The organism is Corallococcus sp. AB038B (assembly GCF_003668955.1).
Classification (GTDB): Bacteria; Myxococcota; Myxococcia; order Myxococcales; family Myxococcaceae; genus Corallococcus; species Corallococcus exiguus.
The window spans coordinates 13,260-30,020 of sequence record NZ_RAWO01000008.1; the positions used below are offsets into that span (position 1 = coordinate 13,260).

At 69.8% G+C, this 16,761-nt stretch carries 20 protein-coding genes; 10 read left to right on the forward strand and 10 right to left on the reverse strand.

The genetic code is table 11. The features are described from left to right. Positions 1 to 54 precede the first annotated feature (54 nt). A complete protein-coding gene (locus D7Y04_RS27280; protein WP_233601602.1) occupies positions 55 to 1,227 on the forward strand; it encodes a type II CAAX endopeptidase family protein in 1,173 nt (390 codons plus the stop codon). Positions 1,228 to 1,260: 33 nt separating this feature from the next. On the opposite strand, the gene D7Y04_RS27285 is transcribed toward D7Y04_RS27280, so the two are convergent. The 3 genes from D7Y04_RS27285 to D7Y04_RS27295 all read right to left on the reverse strand — a co-directional run bounded on the left by D7Y04_RS27285 (position 1,261) and on the right by D7Y04_RS27295 (position 4,081). After that, positions 1,261 to 1,476, reverse strand: coding sequence for a DUF5818 domain-containing protein (locus D7Y04_RS27285; protein ID WP_120580769.1), 216 nt, complete (start codon positions 1,474 to 1,476; stop codon positions 1,261 to 1,263). Beyond that, complete coding sequence (locus D7Y04_RS27290) at positions 1,473 to 3,287, reverse strand: S8 family serine peptidase (protein ID WP_121761179.1); 1,815 nt, start codon at positions 3,285 to 3,287, stop codon at positions 1,473 to 1,475. Before D7Y04_RS27290 ends, D7Y04_RS27285 begins: the two co-directional genes overlap by 4 nt. Before the next feature lie 158 nt (positions 3,288 to 3,445). After that, positions 3,446 to 4,081: an alpha/beta hydrolase gene (locus D7Y04_RS27295; protein WP_121761180.1), complete on the reverse strand. Its 636-nt coding sequence runs from the start codon at positions 4,079 to 4,081 to the stop codon at positions 3,446 to 3,448. A gap of 202 nt (positions 4,082 to 4,283) precedes the next feature. Here D7Y04_RS27295 and D7Y04_RS27300 point away from each other — a divergent pair, with 202 nt between their 5' ends. From D7Y04_RS27300 to D7Y04_RS27310, 3 genes are read left to right on the forward strand one after another with little or no spacing between them, the layout of a single operon-like run. Then, a complete protein-coding gene (locus D7Y04_RS27300; protein ID WP_120598766.1) occupies positions 4,284 to 5,228 on the forward strand; it encodes a hypothetical protein in 945 nt (314 codons plus the stop codon). 32 nt (positions 5,229 to 5,260) lie between these two features. Continuing rightward, entirely contained in the window at positions 5,261 to 5,689 is a 429-nt protein-coding gene (locus D7Y04_RS27305) for a hypothetical protein (RefSeq protein ID WP_120580319.1), read from the forward strand. Then, complete coding sequence (locus tag D7Y04_RS27310) at positions 5,686 to 6,192, forward strand: hypothetical protein (RefSeq protein ID WP_233597390.1); 507 nt, start codon at positions 5,686 to 5,688, stop codon at positions 6,190 to 6,192. The genes D7Y04_RS27305 and D7Y04_RS27310 overlap by 4 nt, the downstream gene beginning before the upstream one ends. A gap of 64 nt (positions 6,193 to 6,256) precedes the next feature. Here the strand turns inward: D7Y04_RS27310 and D7Y04_RS27315 are convergent, their stop codons facing one another. From D7Y04_RS27315 to D7Y04_RS27325, 3 genes are read right to left on the reverse strand one after another with little or no spacing between them, the layout of a single operon-like run. Next, a complete protein-coding gene (locus D7Y04_RS27315) occupies positions 6,257 to 7,453 on the reverse strand; it encodes a class I SAM-dependent rRNA methyltransferase (protein WP_120598765.1) in 1,197 nt (398 codons plus the stop codon). Further along, the gene (locus D7Y04_RS27320; protein WP_120598764.1) at positions 7,450 to 8,289 is read right to left on the reverse strand and encodes an HAD-IIB family hydrolase; all 840 of its coding nucleotides are present in this window, start codon (positions 8,287 to 8,289) and stop codon (positions 7,450 to 7,452) included. The genes D7Y04_RS27315 and D7Y04_RS27320 overlap by 4 nt, the downstream gene beginning before the upstream one ends. Beyond that, the gene (locus tag D7Y04_RS27325) at positions 8,286 to 9,428 is read right to left on the reverse strand and encodes a hypothetical protein (RefSeq protein WP_120598763.1); all 1,143 of its coding nucleotides are present in this window, start codon (positions 9,426 to 9,428) and stop codon (positions 8,286 to 8,288) included. The genes D7Y04_RS27320 and D7Y04_RS27325 overlap by 4 nt, the downstream gene beginning before the upstream one ends. A gap of 88 nt (positions 9,429 to 9,516) precedes the next feature. On the opposite strand from D7Y04_RS27325, the gene D7Y04_RS27330 reads away from it, so the two are divergent. The 4 genes from D7Y04_RS27330 to D7Y04_RS27345 are packed head-to-tail and all read left to right on the forward strand — an operon-like array spanning position 9,517 to position 11,977. Further along, the gene (locus D7Y04_RS27330) at positions 9,517 to 10,458 is read left to right on the forward strand and encodes a magnesium transporter CorA family protein (RefSeq protein ID WP_120580315.1); all 942 of its coding nucleotides are present in this window, start codon (positions 9,517 to 9,519) and stop codon (positions 10,456 to 10,458) included. Between the two features lie 35 nt (positions 10,459 to 10,493). After that, positions 10,494 to 11,279 carry an alpha/beta fold hydrolase gene (locus tag D7Y04_RS27335; RefSeq protein WP_121761181.1) on the forward strand — a complete coding sequence of 262 codons (786 nt, stop codon included), beginning with the start codon at positions 10,494 to 10,496 and terminating at the stop codon, positions 11,277 to 11,279. Positions 11,280 to 11,317: 38 nt separating this feature from the next. Then, positions 11,318 to 11,587, forward strand: a complete 270-nt coding sequence (locus tag D7Y04_RS27340; protein WP_120598761.1) for a peroxidase — start codon at positions 11,318 to 11,320, stop codon at positions 11,585 to 11,587. 30 nt (positions 11,588 to 11,617) lie between these two features. Beyond that, a complete protein-coding gene (locus D7Y04_RS27345) occupies positions 11,618 to 11,977 on the forward strand; it encodes a carboxymuconolactone decarboxylase family protein (protein ID WP_121761182.1) in 360 nt (119 codons plus the stop codon). 3 nt (positions 11,978 to 11,980) lie between these two features. On the opposite strand, the gene D7Y04_RS27350 is transcribed toward D7Y04_RS27345, so the two are convergent. The 4 genes from D7Y04_RS27350 to D7Y04_RS27365 all read right to left on the reverse strand — a co-directional run bounded on the left by D7Y04_RS27350 (position 11,981) and on the right by D7Y04_RS27365 (position 15,407). After that, positions 11,981 to 12,361, reverse strand: a complete 381-nt coding sequence (locus D7Y04_RS27350) for a hypothetical protein (RefSeq protein ID WP_121761183.1) — start codon at positions 12,359 to 12,361, stop codon at positions 11,981 to 11,983. 36 nt (positions 12,362 to 12,397) lie between these two features. After that, positions 12,398 to 13,405, reverse strand: a complete 1,008-nt coding sequence (locus D7Y04_RS27355) for a dipeptidase (RefSeq protein WP_120598758.1) — start codon at positions 13,403 to 13,405, stop codon at positions 12,398 to 12,400. A 64-nt stretch (positions 13,406 to 13,469) separates the two neighbouring features. After that, positions 13,470 to 14,603 (reverse strand): serine/threonine-protein kinase, encoded by a 1,134-nt coding sequence (locus D7Y04_RS27360; protein WP_120598757.1) that lies wholly within the window; start codon positions 14,601 to 14,603, stop codon positions 13,470 to 13,472. 219 nt (positions 14,604 to 14,822) lie between these two features. Next, positions 14,823 to 15,407, reverse strand: coding sequence for a hypothetical protein (locus tag D7Y04_RS27365; RefSeq protein ID WP_233601604.1), 585 nt, complete (start codon positions 15,405 to 15,407; stop codon positions 14,823 to 14,825). Between the two features lie 336 nt (positions 15,408 to 15,743). On the opposite strand from D7Y04_RS27365, the gene thiS reads away from it, so the two are divergent. Beyond that, the gene (gene thiS, locus D7Y04_RS27370) at positions 15,744 to 15,947 is read left to right on the forward strand and encodes a sulfur carrier protein ThiS (protein ID WP_120530083.1); all 204 of its coding nucleotides are present in this window, start codon (positions 15,744 to 15,746) and stop codon (positions 15,945 to 15,947) included. Positions 15,948 to 15,973: 26 nt separating this feature from the next. Beyond that, positions 15,974 to 16,759 (forward strand): thiazole synthase, encoded by a 786-nt coding sequence (locus D7Y04_RS27375; protein WP_120598755.1) that lies wholly within the window; start codon positions 15,974 to 15,976, stop codon positions 16,757 to 16,759. The last annotated feature ends 2 nt before the right edge of the window (positions 16,760 to 16,761 follow it).

Sequence of the window (16,761 nt, forward strand, 5' to 3'; positions counted from 1 at the left end):
AACGCGGCACCCCACCCCTCTCCGCCTGACGGAGAGGGGGCAGGAGACGACACGGTGGACGAAGCATTCCCTTCCAGCGACCCGCGGCCGGCGGAGGCCCCCGCGCCGCTGTCGCCGCCCCACCCCGTGCTCGCCGCGGCCCTGGCCTTCGGGCTCTTCGTGACGGTGGGCGCCGTCACCCAGCTGCTCAACCCCGCCTTCGGGGTGTGGTTCACGGAGGTGTTCCTCTTCCTGGGCCTCGCGTGGATCATGCTGCGTCGCTCGGGGTACCGGCCCGCCGCGTACGTGGGCCTCACTCCGTTCCTGGGCGCCCCCACCCTGTTCGGCTTCCTGCTGGGCGTGGCCAACTTCGTCGGCGTGGTGGTGCCCGTACAGTTCCTCGCGCAGAAGGTGGCTCCCGCATGGCTGCGGGAGATGTTCGACGCCTCGCGCCTCTTCGAAGGCCAGACGCCGATTGAGCTGGCGCTGCTGCTGGGCGGCGTGTCCGTGGCCGCTCCGCTGTGCGAAGAGGTCTTCTTCCGCGGCCTCTTCCAGCGCTCCCTGACGCCGCCGGCTCCCGCGTCCCCCTGGCGCGCGTTGATCATCTCGTCCGTGGTGTTCAGCGCGTTCCACCTGGATCCGGTGGGCTTCCTCGCCCGCGCGGAGCTGGGATTGCTGTTCGGCTGGCTCTTCTGGCGCACCGGCTCGCTGTGGCCGGGCATCGCGGCTCACGCGGCGAACAACATCGTGTCGTCAGCGCTGTTCCTCATCGCCACGCACTCGGGGCTCGCGAAGGACGGAGCGACGGACGACGTGACGGACTGGCGCGCCGTGGTGGGTCTGGTGCTGGTGGGCTGGACGGCGCTGCTGGGCTTGCGCGCCGCGTCCCGGCACTTCCCTTCCGTGTGGGGACGCGGCACTCCCCCCAGCGACGAGGAGGTGCGCGCCACGAAGCCCGTGCCCCTCTTCGCCCTCCAGCTGCTGCCCTGGGTGATGGCGGCCACGCTGTCCCTGGTGGGGCTGGGCCTCGTGGATGGGCGTGGCGTGTCGCTGAGCGTCTACGACGTCCAGCATCCGGTGGATCCGCTGCCCAAGGACGCGGCTCCCGCGCTCCAGGCCGAGCGCAAGGCCATGCGGCAGCTCCGCGACGCCGTACGCAAGGGCGAGGTGCCCATGGAGGCCTACGAAGAAGAGCGGCTGCGCCAGTCGGAGGCCTATGGCCCCGCGAAGGACAAGCGCAGCCGCTGAGGCCCGGAGGGATGACTCCCCCCGGGCACGACGTCACTCCGACTTGTACGAGCTGACGTGGAACACCGGCCCCACCATGGCGGCGGTGACGGCGTCGCGCTGGATGCTGCCCTCGGCGGAGATGCGCTGACCGTCCTTCTTGATCTTCCGGTCACCGCCCGCGAGCTGGTACGTCCGGCCGTCGTCGGCCTTCAGGACCCACACGCCGCCCTCCAGGTCCTGGTACTGCACCGTGCCGGAGAGCTTCATGCGTCCTCCCGCTTGAGCATCGCGCGGGCGATGACGAGGCACACCACCGTGTTGAAGCCCAGCCACGGCTTCGCCAGGAAGGTGAACGGCATCCACGCCAGCGCCGGAGCGCCCACCCACGCCGCGTAGGCCAGGAAGCCCGCGAAGCCCAACGCCAGGCCGCCCACCGCCGGCCGGAAGCCCCGCCACGCGATGGCCGGCAGCGACAGCACCAGGGGAATGAGCGCGCTGTAGAACAGCGGGTTCACCGCGCCCCGGCCGAAGATGATCCTCTGCCAGTCCGGGATGGGCAGCGACGCCACGCTCACCACGTCCTGGGCCGCGCCCGCCGCACCCGAGAACCAGGTGCGCAGGAAGAAGAAGCCCACCGTGGAGAGCACCAACGGCACGAGGAACGCCGGGCGGAAGAGGACGTTGAGGTAGCCCGGGCGCTCGCGGCCGCGCAGTGTCATCAGCACCAGCGCGAGCAGCGCCGCGGCCCAGCCCAACGACGGCCACCGGGGCGAAGCGCCGTTGAAGGCCTTCAGCGAAGCACTCGCATTGAGGACGCCATGGCCGTACTCCTCCGACCAGGCTTGGTTCTCCGTCGCCTTGGCGCCAGCGTAGAGCGCCTGCTCCACCTCGTCCGGCGTGGTGGCGCCCGCGCCGTAGAGCATCGCGGCGACCGCGGCCACGTGCGGCGCGGCCATGCTGGTGCCCTGGTACCAGGCGTAGATGGAGCGCGACGGGTCGCGCGGGTCGATGGTGTTCTGGAGGATGCCGCCCGTGTCGCCCCGGCTCTTGTCACCACCGGGCGCCGCGATGTCGAGCTCCTTGCCGTAGGACGAGTACGGCGCGCGCGTGCCGGACGGGCCCACCGCGCTCACCGCCACCGCGCCCGGGTAGGCCGCGGGGAACTCCACCTTGCCGCGCCCGGTGTTGCCCGCCGCGGCCACCACGGTGACGCCCTTCTTGCGCGCGTACTCCACCGCGCTGGCCATGACCTGCGAATACAGGCCACCGCCCAGCGACATGTTGATGACCTTCGCGTCGTGGTCCGCCGCGAAGCGGATGGCGTCCGCGATGTCCGCGGAGGTGCCGCTGCCGAAGTGGTTCAGCACCTTGAGCGGCATCAGCGTCGCGTCGAACGCCACGCCCGCCACGCCCTCGCCGTTGTTGGTGGCCTGCGCGATGGTGCCCGCCACGTGCGTGCCGTGGCCGTGGTCGTCGTTGGCGTGCTCGTCGTCGTTGACGAAGTCATAGCCCTTCACGAACGACACGCCCTTCAGGTCCGGCACCTGCTTGAAGTCGTCGTGGTCCTCATAGGCGATGCCCGTGTCGATGACCGCCACCACCACGCCCTTGCCCCGGTTGCCGTCCCAGGCCTTCGGCATGTCGATCATCCGAAGGTTCCACTGGGACTCGAACTGGGGGTCGTTCGGCGTGTAGCTGGTGCGCACCTGCATGAGCGGCTCGGCGGACTCCACCGCCGGGTTCTGACGGATGCGCTGGAGCACGTCCTCCACGTCGTCCACGCCCACCGCCAGCGTGACACCCGTGCGAGGCCCCTCCAGGGAGTTGAACTCCAGGTCCACGCCCCACTCCTGCTCCCAGGCGTCGAACTGCTCCTTGGTGGTGCCGTCCTTGAAGTCCACCACGATGGCGCCGGACACCACGTCGTCCGAGCCGCCCGCCACCGCCTGGGACACCTCCGCCTGCGCTGCCGCCAGGTCCTGCCCGGCGGGGGCTTCCGGCTCCCGCGATGCGGAAGCGCACGCCGAGGCCGACAGGGCCAGCGCCGCGAGAACCACGTTCCATCGCCTCATCCGCATCGGGACACTCCTTGAACGAAGACGCCTCGAAGACCCACTACGAACGCACGGCGGGACGATTGGGTCTGCGCTTTCAGTCTGTCCGCCCCCCGGCCGGCCGTGCAAGGCATGGAGGATGAAGAAAGGTGAAGAAGTCCAACGGTTTGCACGCCAACGCCCTACCCACCCGACAGGCGCTGGAGCCACGCCGCCGCCGCCCGCCCCACCTGGGGAAGGTTGCGATGGAAGGTCGCCCCGGCATCGTCGATGACCTCTAAATCGCCCCCGGCCTCCGCGACAGCCGCGGCCAGCGCCGCCCGGGGCACCCGGGTGTCCTCCGCCCCCACAATCACCAGCAGCGGACACGACAGTCGCACGAGTGACAGCGGGTCCACATCCGGAGCCACCAGACACAGTCCGCCCACGGCCGGGTGCCGCTCCTGGAGCGCCAACGCCACCCGGGCCCCTCCGTACAGGGACGCCACCGCGAGCGCCGTCGTTCCCGCGTTCTCCAGCGTCACCCGCATCGCGGCCTCCGCGTCCTCCACCAGCGCCCCACCGGTGCCCCGGACGCCCTGGCTGGCCCCCACACCCCGGTAGTTGAAGCGCAGGGTGGGAAAGCCCGCCCGCGCCACCGCGAACGCCAGCTCCGCCGCCAGGACGTGATCCATCCCCCCTCCCTCCTCCGGCCGGGGCGGGAGGATGAGCAGCGGCGGCGACTTCTGGCCCCGGTGAACCGTGCCCTCCATCACCGCGCCGGACGAACCCACGGGGATGAGCGTGGAGCGCTCCAGGAACTGACCTTTCTGGACCATGCCCCCACCATAAGCCGTCCCCCCGTCCGCGCCCGGGCCGGATTCCTGTCCCCGCCCCCCTCCTGGACTTCCTGTGACGCAGCGCGTTGCACACATTCCGTGACCTGCTCGCAACTTTTCGGCGCTTCGGGTGAGAATGGATCAACGCAGCAAGCTTTCCCTTCCCCCTTCAAAAATCCGCACACCGCAGGAGCCTCAAGCCATGGGAACCATCGGGCGCACCTCCAACAACACCATCGCGCGCACCACCACGACCACGGGGGCCGGCGCGGCCGCCCCGGCCAAGACGGCGACCCCGGTCACGGCGAAGCCGGCCAACACCGTGAAGGACGGCTTCGACACCAAGTCGTCGAGCGGCGCGGTCCGCACCGCGGCCCCCACGGGCGTGTTCACGGCTCCGGCCGGCGCGAAGGACAAGGCCTACGACGGCAAGATCATGGGCAAGGGCGGGCAGGCCTTCGACGCCAGCACCCCGCTGAGCCAGATCCCCGCCTACGAGCCCAAGGGCGGCGTGAAGCAGCCCGGAACCATCATCTACGTGAACGGGATGATGACGGACAAGGCTGGCCAGGAGACCACGATGCAGGCCATCGCGGACAAGACGGGCCAGAAGACCATCGGTATCCACAACTCCACCGAGGGCTTCTTCAAGGACCTGGGCCAGTGCGTCACGGACAAGCTGGACAAGGGCAAGAACCCGGCCGTCGACACGCTGGCGGACTCGCTCTACACGGAGCTGAAGGCCGGCCGTGACGTGCACCTGATGGCGCACAGCCAGGGTGGCCTCATCACCAGCCGCGCGCTGAACGACGTGGCCAAGCGGCTGCGCATCGAAGACGGGCTCTCCCCCGCGCAGGTGCAGGAGAAGCTGGGCAAGGTCTCCGTGGAGACCTTCGGCGCCGCGGCGGCGACCTACCCGGACGGGCCCAAGTACGTCCACTACGTCAACGACAAGGACCCCGTGCCGGGCCTCTTCGGTCTGGGCACCAGCGGCAAGGGCCCCCTGGATCTGATCAAGCACGCGGGCAAGGACGCGAAGATCCACTACTTCTCCGAGAAGAGCATCTTCTCCGGCGCGCACAACATCAACGACACGTACCTCAACCAGCGCGTCCCGTTCGACCAGGCCCGCACCGGCAATTTCTGAGGTAGGGAACGGCGTGTGATATGACTGCACGTATGACGCTCGAAGAAGCCCAGCGACTGGTGCAGTCATTCATCCGGGGCCACGGAGGCGATGCGCAGGCCTCCGGGCTGAACGCGAAGGGATTTGGCGGCGCCGCGCTTGGCGACGCGCAGGTCTACTTCGAACACGTGAAGGACTCGGGGGCGCTGAAGTGCAGCGCCCTCATCTACCGCTTCCGCGACGCGCCCCGGCCGGGCGTCATCGACGGGTTCCGTGACGAAGAGAAGAAGGGCACGGACACCGGCGGCGGCAAGGTGGACTACGAAACCGAGAACAAGTCCCTCTTCCTGAGCCGCACGTACGGCGTGGTGCCGTCGGAGCAGCAGTTCAAGGAAGACGTGGACCGGCTCGTGGAAGCCAGCCTCGTGTGGGGCGACGAAGTGTTCAACCGCGTCGCGGATCGCGTCATCCCCGCGAAGTGATCAGCTCCTTCTCCAGCAAGGTGCAGTGGCTGCTGTCCTCCATGGGCCTGGCGCGTCCTGCGCCGCCCGCGGGGGGCCCGATGACGCGCGACGCGGCCCGGCAGCTGGTGAAGTGGTACCTCCAGTCCCAGGGCGCCGGCGTCACCGAGGGCCTCAACGAGCAGGGGCTGGGCGGCATGATGAGCGGCGAAGGCCAGTACGCCTTCGAGCACGTCGAGTCCCCGCCCGCGCTCAAGTGCAGCGCCCTCATCTACCGGTTCCGTGAGGCGCCCAAGCCCGGCATCATCGAGGGCTTCCGGCAGCAGCAGGAAGAGGGCACGGACACCGGCGGCGGCAACGTCGACTTCGAGCCGGACACCGGCAACCTGTTCCTGACCCGCACCTACGAAGTCATGCCGGACGGCCGCGAGTTCACCCGCGACCTGGACCGGCTGGGCAAGGCCAGCATCGTCTGGGGCAAGGACGTGCTGGACCGCGTGGCCCACAAGGTCTTCGGCACCTGAGCATTCCCGAGCACCACGGGAGGCGCGCCTCATGTCAGGCGCGCCCCGGGGCCGGGCAAAGCCGCTACACCGACTGCATCACGTAGAACTTCAGGTACTTCCCTTCCGGGAACTGCAGGCGCACGGGGTGATCCGGCGGCTGGTAGCGCTCTTCCACCAGCGCCAGGTCCACGCCGGCCTTGAAGCCCGCCTCGCGCACGGCGCCCATGAACATGTCTCCCGTCACGCGCGCGGAGCACGACGCCGTGGCCAGCAGGCCGCCGGGACGCAGCAGCGCCAGGGCCTGCCGGTTGAGGGACGCGTAGCCGTCCACGGCTGCCTCCACCGCGCGCTGGCTCTTCGCGAAGGCGGGCGGGTCCAGGATGATGAGGTCGAACGTGCGGCCCTCCCCCTTGAACGACTGGATGAGGTCGAACGCGTCCGCCGCGAGGAAGTCATGCTTCGCCGCCGGCAGCCCGTTGCGCGTGAAGTTCTCCCGCGCCAGGGCGATGGCCTCCGGGTCCTGATCCACGGAGAAGACGCTGTTGGCCCCGCCCAGCGCCGCGTTCACGGAGAAGCCGCCGCTGAAGCTGAAGCAGTTGAGCACGTCCCTCCCCTGCCCCAGCCGGCGGATGAGGTAGCGGTTCTCACGCTGATCCAGGAAGAACCCCGTCTTCTGCCCCTTCCACGCGTCCACCAGGAAGATGGCGCCGCGCTCGCGGATGGGGATGAGCTCCGGGGCCTCCTCGCCCCACAGCATCTTCCCGCTGCCGCGCCCGTCGTCCTCCTCCACGTCGTCGCGGCCCACCTCGTCGCGGCCGAGGATGCCCTTGAGGCCCGGGACGCCCGCCTTCAGCGCCTCCACGATGAGGGGACGGTACGGGGTGAGGCCCGCGGAGTAGAGCTTCATCACCGCCCAGCCCGCGTACAGGTCCACCACCACGCCGGGCAGGCCATCGCCTTCGCCGTGGATGAGGCGGTAGCTGTCCGTATCCTTCAGGTCGATGAGAGACGTGCGCGCGGCCAGGGCGCGCTGCACGCGCTGGGTGATGAAGCGCGAGTCCACCGTCTCTCGCGCGTCCCGCGTGAGCACGCGCACCGCGATGGCCGAGTGCGGGTCGTAGTACCCGCGCGCGACGAACTTCCCGTTCTCCGTCAGGTCCACCACGCTGCCGGCCGGAATCCGCGGCATGTGCTCCAGGGCCTTGCGGAACACCCACGGGTGCCCCGCACGCAGGTGACGCCCCAGGCCTCGGGCCAGCTCCAGCTTCACGACATTCACGTTGAAACTCCTCGACTGCGGGCCGTCCGGCGGCGGGCGAGGAGGGCTCGCGCCAGCTCCTCGAAGCCCCGCCCCTCGGGCGCCCGGGTGATGAAGGCCGGCGGCGCGTCGATGCGATCCAGCACCGCGCGCACGTTGGCCACGCCCACGCCCAGCTTGAACGCCTGGAACATCGGAGCGTCGTTGAAAGAATCCCCCGCGTAGACGTACCGGCCGTCCGCGGGGTCCAGCTTCTCGCCCCACGCTACCTTGGCGAAGCGGCGCGACGCGGAGAGTTTGTCGAAGCGGCCCAGCCAGCAGTTGACGTGCACCGACGAGCGCACCGCTGTCACGCCCCGGGCCCGCAGCAGCGACTCGATGCGGGAGGCCCCGTCATCGCCCAGCCGGGCCTCTTCGTTGTAGTCCACCGCCAGGTCCACTTCCGTGTAGCGGCTGTCCACGGACAGCCGCGCGCCGGGCACCTGGGCGAGCACGCGCTCGACCTCCTTCTCCAGGCGCTGGCGGTTCGCCACGCGCTGGGCGGGCGGCTCCAGGTACACCTTGCGCAGCTTCCCCTTGGCGTCCTTGAGGAAGAACAGCCCGCCGTTCTCCACGACGACGCCGTCCACGGGGAGCTGGCGGGCCCACGCCTCGCCCCACCCCGCCGGACGGCCGCTCACCAGCACCACGCGCAGGCCGGACGCGGACAGCTGCTCCAGAGAGCGCACCGTCTGGCTGCGCAGCTTGTGGCCCGTCGTCAGCGTGCCGTCCACGTCGGTGAACACGCCCTGCACACCGGACAGGTCCGCCTGCCGCAGGGGGCGCGGCTCCACGGCCTTCACATTCGCTGTCTTCACATCACGTCCAGTTGCGCGAGCTGGGACTGGAAGGACTCGATGGTGGAGAGCAGCTCCGGGCCCGTGAGCGTGGCGAGCTTCAGCTTGCGCGCCTTGCGCAGGAACGCGTCCATGGTGGGGTCCCGGCCGTAGAGCGACTGGGCGCTGGCCGCGGCCTCCGCCAGGGCCTTCGCGGACGCGACCGGATCCTTCGTGGACTGGGCCAGCGCGCGCTCCAGGCGCACGCCGCACGCGGCCCACACCTCGCGGTCGTGGTGGATGAGCAGCTGGCGCTGGTTCACCGCGGACAGGCTCCGCACCAGCTCCTCCAGCCCTGCCGTCACCGTCAGCAGCCGTCCCGGCTCGGGGGCGGACTCGAGCGCGAGCGCGCCAATCTCCGCGCGGGCCTCCACGATGTGGCGCTTGTCCTGTGCGCGCAGGTTCCGGTACGCGGCGGTGCGGCCGAAGGCGTCCAGCTCCGTCTGGAGCTGCTGCGCGTTCCACAGCACCTCCTCCGGCTTCGCGTCGCGCACCTTGTTGAGCCGCGCCGTGACGATGCGCGACAGGTCGGACGTGATGGCGCGCACCGTGACGGCCGCCTTCACTTCCGCCTCGTAGCCGGGCACCACCTGGGCGCGAGACACCTCGCCGAAGGTGCTCGCGGACTCGAAGACGAGCTGGCTCATCTGTTCGCGGTAGTCAGACCGGAAGCGTTGAATTTCCGCCAACAGCTGCCAGCGGTCGCTCACCACGGACGGGTTGCGCATGGCCTCGCCCAGCTGGGTGATGCTCTGGGCCAGCTTGCCCATGCCCTCTTGGAGCAGGGAGGGCACGTCCCCGGGGCCCTTGCGGGACGCGGCCGGCTGCGGCGTACCGGGGAACTGCTCCCGGATGACGTTGAGCAGCGCGTTGACGTCCATCACCGTGTCGCGGATGACGGGCGCCATCTCCTCCCACAGCGACAGGTCGGGGCTGGCGTCGACGACGGGCGTCTCGTACTTCACCAGGTCCAGGTCACTCAGCCGGGAGATGGCCTGGGCCGCGGCGAGATACACCGCTCTCAGCCGCGCGGAAAAGGCGCGGTCGGGCAGCGACTGGAGGATTTGTTCGAGCCTCGGGGTCAGGGAGGCCGGCGGTGGATTCTCGGCGGCAGCGGACACGTTGCCCCCACTCTACCGCTCGACATCGCGTCCGGGGAGTTCTAGCAAGCGTCCCGGGCCCAAGGGGTGGGCCGGGGAGTCCACGGAAATGATCCAGGTCTGTCTGTGGGAGGACGGCAGGGCTGTCTCGGGGGGTGAGGAACTGCTCGATCGGCCGGGGCCCAAGTGGATCGACGTCCTGGAGCCGAACGCGGAGGTGCTGGGCCGACTGGCCGAGCGCTTCCAGCTGCACCGGCTGGCCGTGGAGGACTGCCTGCACCTGGACCAGCGGCCCAAGCTGGAGGAATACCCGCACCACCAGTTCATCGTGATGCAGGGCTTCAGCTGCGGTTCGGACGTCACGGAGCTCACGCTGCACGAGCACCACTTCTTCCTCGCGCAGGACTGGCTCATCAGCGTGCACGAGCTGCGCCTGCCCAGCCATGACGCCGTCCTACGGCGCGTGAAGGACGACCCCGCGGGCACGCTGGGCCGGGGCGTGGACGTCATCCTCTACATGCTCGCGGACGCGCTCGTGGACGCGCAGTTCCCCATCATGGACGAATTCGGCGACCGGCTGGATGACCTGGAGGACGCCATCTTCGCCGAGCCGGATCCGGAGCACCTGCAGCGCATCTTCCAGCTCAAGCGCGCGCTGGTGACGCTGCGCCGCGTGCTGTCTCCGCAGCGGGACGTGGTGGGCATGCTGTCGCGCCGGGGCATCCCGCAGATTCAAGAGAAGACGACGCTGTACTTCCGCGACGTCTACGACCACCTGATACGGCTGTACGAGCAGATCGACGCCAGCCGCGACGTGGTGGGCAACGTGATGGACGGCTACCTGTCCGTGGTGGCCCAACGCACCAATGACATCAGCAAGCAGCTCACCATCTTCGCCACCCTCTTCCTGCCCCTGTCCTTCATCGTGGGGTTCTTCGGGCAGAACTTCGAACAGTTGACGGGAACGGGCTGGTACGTCGCCATGTGGGTGACCATGGTGGGCTTCCCCCTGGGGCTCGTGGGCTGGTTCAAGTACAAGAAGTGGATCTGACGCCGCCCCCTGCGACGGGCCGCGAGGAGGCACACATGCTGACGGTCGCCGTGGATGGGATTCCGCTGCACTACCGGGACGTGGGCCAGGGCTTGCCGGTGCTGCTCATGCACGCCTTCCCGTTGGATGGCTCCGCGTTCGACCGGCAGGTGGCCGCGCTGTCCGGGCGCTACCGCTTCCTCGTGCCGGACCTGCGCGGCTTCGGGCAGAGCCGGCTGGGTGAAGGCCCCACGGAGATGCGCAAGCTGGCGCAGGACGCGCTCGCGTTGCTGGACGCGTTGAACATCGACACGGCGGTGGTGGGCGGCGTGTCCATGGGCGGCTACGCGGCCCTGGCGCTCCTGCGCGAGGACCCGGGCCGGGTGCGAGGACTGGTGCTTTCGGACACGCAGTGCACCGCGGACGACGCCGCCGGGAAGGACAAGCGAGAGGCCACCGCGCAACAGGCGCGGAAGGAAGGTACGGCGTCCGTCGTCCAGGGGCTGGTGCCCAAGCTGGTCCATGCGGGGCCGGAATCACCGGTGGGCCGCGAGGTGACGAAGCTGGGGCTGTCCGTGTCGCCGGAGTCCATCGCCGCCGCGCAGCGGGGCATGGCGCTGCGGTTGGACAGCAAGGACCTGCTCGCGCGCTACGCGGGGCCCGCGCTGGTCGTGGTGGGCGAGCACGACACCGTGACGCCGCTGGCGAAGGCGAAGCAGATGGCGGACCTGGTGCAGGGCGCACGGCTGGAGGTCATCCCCGGCGCGGCGCACCTGCCCAACCAGGAACAGCCGGAGGCCTTCAACTCGGTGCTGGACAGCTTCCTCGCGTCACTGGCCTGATGGGCGGCATCCCCGTCCTTTCGCCAGGGAAGTGCGCGATGATGAAGTCCCCCGCTCCGGAAAACATGTACCTGCCCGACGTCGAGTCGCACGAGTCCGACGGGCACTACGGGAAGCTGATCGCCATGGCGCGGGCCGGGGGCATGACGCCGCCGGGAATCTGGCACCTGTTCGCGTTCAAGCCGCGCATGACGGACGCGCTGTCCGCCTTCACCCACGAGGTGATGCGCGGTCCGTCCCCGCTGTCGGCCGGGCTGCGGGAGCTCATCGCCGCGTACACGTCGCGGCGCAACGCCTGCGTATTTTGAACGGGCTCTCACGCCGCGGTCGCGGCGGAATTGCTGGGCAGCAAGGAGCACGTCCAGGCGGTACTGGACGACGTGAAGACGGCCCCCATCCCGGAGGCCGAGAAGGCGTTGTTCGCCTTCGTGGACCAACTCAACGACGCGCCCGGAGACCTGCGCCGCGAGGACGTGGAGCGCCTGAAGGCGGCCGGCTGGTCGGACGAGGCCGTGTACGACGCGGTCTCCGTCTGCGCCCTCTTCAACTTCTACAACCGGTGGATTGACGGCACCGGCGTCCAGGGCCTCTCACCGGCCATGTACGAACGGTCAGGGAAGCGCATGGCCGCGGGCGGCTACCTGCCCACGCCACCTCCCGGTTCCCCAGCCAAATCCGGAGGGGAACCGGAGCGCTGAGGCTCAGGGCTGGCAGACGACCTGCGAGTCCTGCACGGCGCACGACGAGCAATCCGCCGTCTTCACCAGCACGCCCTGCTGGCACGTGAGGATCGCGGCGCCGTTGGGGCTGCACACGCCCTTGCCCTCCGCGTTCGTGGCGCACCCGTCGTTCTCCTGGTTGAGGGACGTGTCGCACCGCACGCTGTCCGCCAGCTCCCGGCAGCCCAGTGGCCCCCGGCACGCGAGCGGGCGCCAGGTGCCGTTGCGGCACTCCAGGGCCTGCGCGTCGTCCTGGCACACGTAGTCGCCGCCGTCACACGAGTCGCCCGAACCCGGCCCGCCACAACCGGAAAGAAGGAAGAAACCGACGAGGGACAAGAGCGCGAGGGGAAGACGGTTCATGAGTGCCGGCGACTCTTTTCGACAGGTTTTTCGCTGTCAACCGCCGCCGAGCGTCTCGCGAAAGTAACGCCGGAAGTTGCCACCCATCACACGTTCCACCCACGACTCCGGGTGTCGTTTGAGCAGGGCTTCCGTGAGTCGCGGCAAATCCGTCACGTCCCGCATGCCCCGGGGCAGCGCCACCATGCCGTCGTAGTCGCTGCCCACGCCCACGCCCTCCTCCCCCATCACGTCCACGGCGTGCTCCACATGGCGGACCACGTCGTCCCACGTGTCGCCGCCCAGGTACACCGGCGCCAGGATGATGCCCACCACACCGCCGCGCTGGGCAATGGTGCGCAGGGCCGCGTCGGACAGGTTGCGCCAGCCGCCGCCCGCCGCGCGCACGCCCGTGTGCGAACAGAAGTAGCGCACCGTGGGGTGCGCGAAGAGGTCCGTGAGCGTCTGCTCGGAGGCGTGCGCCACGTCCACGCTCATTCCCAGGCGGGCCATCTCCTCCATCACCTGGTTCCCCAGCGGCGTCAGCCCCCGGTTGCCCATCATGGGAAAGGACGAACCGCCCAGGTCGTTGTTGGACAGGTGCGTGAGCCCCATGAAGCGCACCCCACGCCGGTGCAACTCCGCGATCCGCTCCACCTGGCCTTCAATCGCGTGGCCACCCTCCACGCCCAGCACCGCGGACAGCCGCCCGTGCGCGAGGTTGTCCTCCAGCGCCGCCCCCGTGGTGGCGACACGCACGGTGTCCCCGGAGCGGGCGCAGAAGGAGTCCAACTTTTCAATCTGCCAGAGCGCGCGAGTCCACTCGCTGCCGCGCGCCTCGCGGGGCCACTTGCGCCACGCGGCGAACAGCGGGAAGCCGCCAATGAACGGGAAGCCCCGGGTCACCAGCGTGAAGCACTGCAGCTTCACCCCCGCCTCGCGCAGGCGGGGGAAGTCCACGTGCCCCTCCGTCGACCGCTCGCACAGGTCGCGGTTCCACATCAGCGAATCCGCGTGTCCATCCGCGATGCACCACTGGCGATGCAGCTCCTTCACGTCACCCATGCCAGCAGTCTTCGCCACGCCCTCCCGCGATGACAAGCGCCCCGGGACATCCCACCGTCACACGTCACGTCCAGTCCGCGCCTTCGTCATCGCAGCCGTCCCAGAGGTCATCCTCCAGCGGAAGCCCCGCCTCCGCCGCTCCCGCCGGGCCCACGAGCGCGTCCGTGCGCACCTCCGACACCTCGCGCAGCGCTTCCGGGGGGCCATAGGGCCGTCCCTCCGCGTTCAGCAGGCCCCGGAGCGCATCCCGCAGCTCCGCGCCCGTTTGGAAGCGCAGGTCACGGTCGCGATGGAGCACCCGCTGGAGCACGGCCCGCATTCCTGGCGAAAGCCCCCGCGTGGCCTGCTCCACGTGGGCCGGCGTCAGGCACGCCATGCGCGCGGCCATCAGCGGCGCGGGGAGCCAGCTGGGTGTCTCCGCGCACAGCCCGCGCGTTCCAGGCACGGGCTGGGCCTGCTGCGCGGCGCGCTCCACGTCGTCCAGGTCCAGCAGGTGCAGCCCGGTGAGCAACTCCAGCAGCACCATCCCCAGGGAGAACAGGTCCGCGCGGCCATCCAGCGGCAGGCCCTCCAGCGCCTCTGGCGAGGCATAGGCCACGTCCCCGCGCACGAGCCCCGGCTCCGTCACCACGCGCCCGGGCAGCCGCGACCACGCGAGCGCGAAGTCCGACAGCCGCACCCGCCCGTGCACGTCCACGCGCAGGGAGCGGGGGCTGATGTCGCGGTGGACCACGCCCACGGGCAGGCCGCGCGAGTCCTCCAGCGAATGGGCGTGATGGAGCGCGTCCGCCACCTCCGCGCCCACGTACGCGGCGAACGCCTCCGAGAAGGGCCGCCGCCGCAGCGCCGCGAAGCTGGACAGCGTCTCCAGGCACGGCCCGTCCACGTACTCCGTCACCAGGTGGGGCGCGCCGTCATGCACCCGCACCAGGTACACCGGCGCGATGGCCGGATGGGACAGCCGCATGAGCAGCTTCACCTCTTCCCGCAGCCGTGCCCGCGCCACGTCATCCGTCACGTCGCGCAGGCGCTTGATGAGCACCAGTCCGCCCGGCGTGCGCGCGTAGTGCCGGCGGGCGAGCAGCAGCTCCCCACCGGCGCGCGACCCCAGGTAGCGCACCAGCTCATAGGACGTGGCCCCGGTGGTGAAGAGGATGAAGGGCCGGGACGCGGAGGACGCGGGGGGATGGGTGGCCATCGTGGGTGACGCTCCTGACGAAGAGGCGCTTCCCGGGGGTGGGAAGGCATGAGGAACTCCTCACGCCCGCGTCCTACCACCCGGGTCAGACATCCCCATCCGACCCCACCGGGCATCTCCCCGACTCAAAAGGAAACGGCCCCCACCGCGAGGGTGGGAGCCGTCGCCTTCAAGTATTTTCCCCAGTCCGGAAGGACGGAGGCGCGTGAGGCGCGGGGATTACTTGTCCAGCTTCTTCACCGCCGCCACCAGGGTGACGTCGCGGGCGACCATGTCCTTGCCGTCCATCACGTAGGAGGCGCGCACCTGCGAGCCTTCCTTGATGTCGTCCAGCTTCACCGCGCGGCTGCCGTTGTCCATCAGCGCGGTCCGGTCATTGGTCTTGATCTTCAGTTCCTTGTTGGTGCTGTCCACCAGCGTCAGCGTGTCACCGGACTTGGCGATCACGCGGCCGTTGACGGTGGTCGCCGCCGCGGCGCTGGTGGTCCCGGCCATGCCGGAGCCGCCCGCGGCCAGTTCCTCATTCCGGTTGGCCTGGGCCTCGGCCAGGTCCTGCTCCTCGTCGCGGACGTCCTCGTTGGCGCTGGCGATCTCTTCGTTCGCGTCCTGGCGCGCCTCCGCGATGTCCTCGTTGGCGTCATGCTGCGCCGACGCCATCTCCCGGCTCTCGTCCTGACGCGCCTCCGCCGTCTCCTGCGCCGCTTCCTGACGGGCCTCGGCGACGTCCTCGCGCTGCGCCTGGACATCGTCCTTCTTGCAGCCGGTGACCATCGTCAGACCCGCGACCGCCGTAACCGCAATCATGAGCTTCCGCATGTGTGACCGCCCCCTGTGAGTGTGTTCTTGAGTGCCGGTGATTTGTTCCCCGGCGTTGGGCAGAAACTGGTCGCTCCCCCCGTACCTGCACAGCGCTTGGCAACGCATGGAGCCATGCGCAGGGGCGGCCCGCGCACGAGGAAGGGCCTGGCCGCCCGCCTGCTGGGGAAGCGGAACAAAACGCATTCGAGCGCGAAAAATCCGTTCCAGTGCGCTGAAGCAGGCCTGTTGCGTGGGGGAGGCTGTGCGTTGACAGGGCAGAACCGCCCTTGTACTGGCACCGGCGGGTCCCGTCCGAAGGGGACCGGAAGGAGCCGTGAGGCCGTGAACGTGTGGGTCAACGGAGAAGCGCGGACGCTGCCAGAGGGCAGCACCCTTTCGTCCCTGCTGGCGCTGTTGGAGCTGGGCAGCGGCCCGGGGGTGGCGGTGGAGGTGAACGCGGAGGTGGTGCGCCGCGCACGTCATCCCGAGCACCGGCTCCAGGACGGGGACCGGGTGGAGATCGTCACCTTCGTGGGTGGCGGGTGAGTGCAGGCCCTGGAGAGGAGACGGTCATGAGCGGCATCGCGGACAAGCCTTTCACGCTGGCGGGGGTGACATTCACCTCGCGGCTCATCGTCGGGACGGGGAAGTACCCCAGCCACGAGGTGATGAAGCAGTGCCACGAAGCGTCGGGCGCGGAGCTCGTCACGGTGGCGGTGCGGCGGTTGGACCTGAAGGCGACGGGCGAGGCGTCGCTGATGAACTGGATCGACCGCAACAAGATGCGCCTCTTGCCCAACACGGCGCTCTGCTACACGGCGGACGACGCGGTGCGCACGTGCCGGCTGGCGGAAGAGCTGGGCATGAGCAAGTGGGTGAAGCTGGAAGTGCTTGGCGACGAGAAGACGCTCTACCCGGACGTCGAGGAGACGGTGAAGGCCGCTCGCATCCTGGTGAAGGAAGGCTTCACGGTGCTTCCGTACACCAGCGACGACCCCATCACCGCGCGCAAGCTGGAGGACGCGGGCTGCGCGGCGGTGATGCCGCTGGCGGCGCCCATCGGCAGCGGGCTGGGCATCCGCAACCCGCACAACCTGCGGCTCATCCGCGAGGTGGTGAAGGTGCCGGTCATCGTGGACGCGGGCGTGGGCACGGCGTCCGACGCGGCCATCGCGATGGAGCTGGGCGTGGACGCGCTGCTCATGAACACCGCCATCGCGGGCGCGAAGGATCCGGTGCGCATGGCCGTGGCCATGAAGAAGGCGGTGGAGGCCGGCCGTGACGCGTTCCTGGCGGGCCGCATCCCGCGCAAGGCGTACGGCTCCGCGTCCAGCCCCATCGAAGGGCTCGTGGAGTAGCG

What these genes read in the sequence shown, in the direction of transcription:
- D7Y04_RS27285 (WP_120580769.1), bottom strand. Translation starts at nt 1,476, where the DNA reads ATGAAGCTCTCCGGCACGGTGCAGTACCAGGACCTGGAGGGCGGCGTG.
- D7Y04_RS27290 (WP_121761179.1), bottom strand. Translation starts at nt 3,287, where the DNA reads ATGCGGATGAGGCGATGGAACGTGGTTCTCGCGGCGCTGGCCCTGTCG.
- D7Y04_RS27295 (WP_121761180.1), bottom strand. Translation starts at nt 4,081, where the DNA reads ATGGTCCAGAAAGGTCAGTTCCTGGAGCGCTCCACGCTCATCCCCGTG.
- D7Y04_RS27300 (WP_120598766.1), top strand. Translation starts at nt 4,284, where the DNA reads ATGGGAACCATCGGGCGCACCTCCAACAACACCATCGCGCGCACCACC.
- D7Y04_RS27305 (WP_120580319.1), top strand. Translation starts at nt 5,261, where the DNA reads ATGACGCTCGAAGAAGCCCAGCGACTGGTGCAGTCATTCATCCGGGGC.
- D7Y04_RS27330 (WP_120580315.1), top strand. Translation starts at nt 9,517, where the DNA reads ATGATCCAGGTCTGTCTGTGGGAGGACGGCAGGGCTGTCTCGGGGGGT.
- D7Y04_RS27335 (WP_121761181.1), top strand. Translation starts at nt 10,494, where the DNA reads ATGCTGACGGTCGCCGTGGATGGGATTCCGCTGCACTACCGGGACGTG.
- D7Y04_RS27340 (WP_120598761.1), top strand. Translation starts at nt 11,318, where the DNA reads ATGATGAAGTCCCCCGCTCCGGAAAACATGTACCTGCCCGACGTCGAG.
- D7Y04_RS27350 (WP_121761183.1), bottom strand. Translation starts at nt 12,361, where the DNA reads ATGAACCGTCTTCCCCTCGCGCTCTTGTCCCTCGTCGGTTTCTTCCTT.
- D7Y04_RS27355 (WP_120598758.1), bottom strand. Translation starts at nt 13,405, where the DNA reads ATGGGTGACGTGAAGGAGCTGCATCGCCAGTGGTGCATCGCGGATGGA.
- D7Y04_RS27360 (WP_120598757.1), bottom strand. Translation starts at nt 14,603, where the DNA reads ATGGCCACCCATCCCCCCGCGTCCTCCGCGTCCCGGCCCTTCATCCTC.
- D7Y04_RS27365 (WP_233601604.1), bottom strand. Translation starts at nt 15,407, where the DNA reads ATGATTGCGGTTACGGCGGTCGCGGGTCTGACGATGGTCACCGGCTGC.
- D7Y04_RS27375 (WP_120598755.1), top strand. Translation starts at nt 15,974, where the DNA reads ATGAGCGGCATCGCGGACAAGCCTTTCACGCTGGCGGGGGTGACATTC.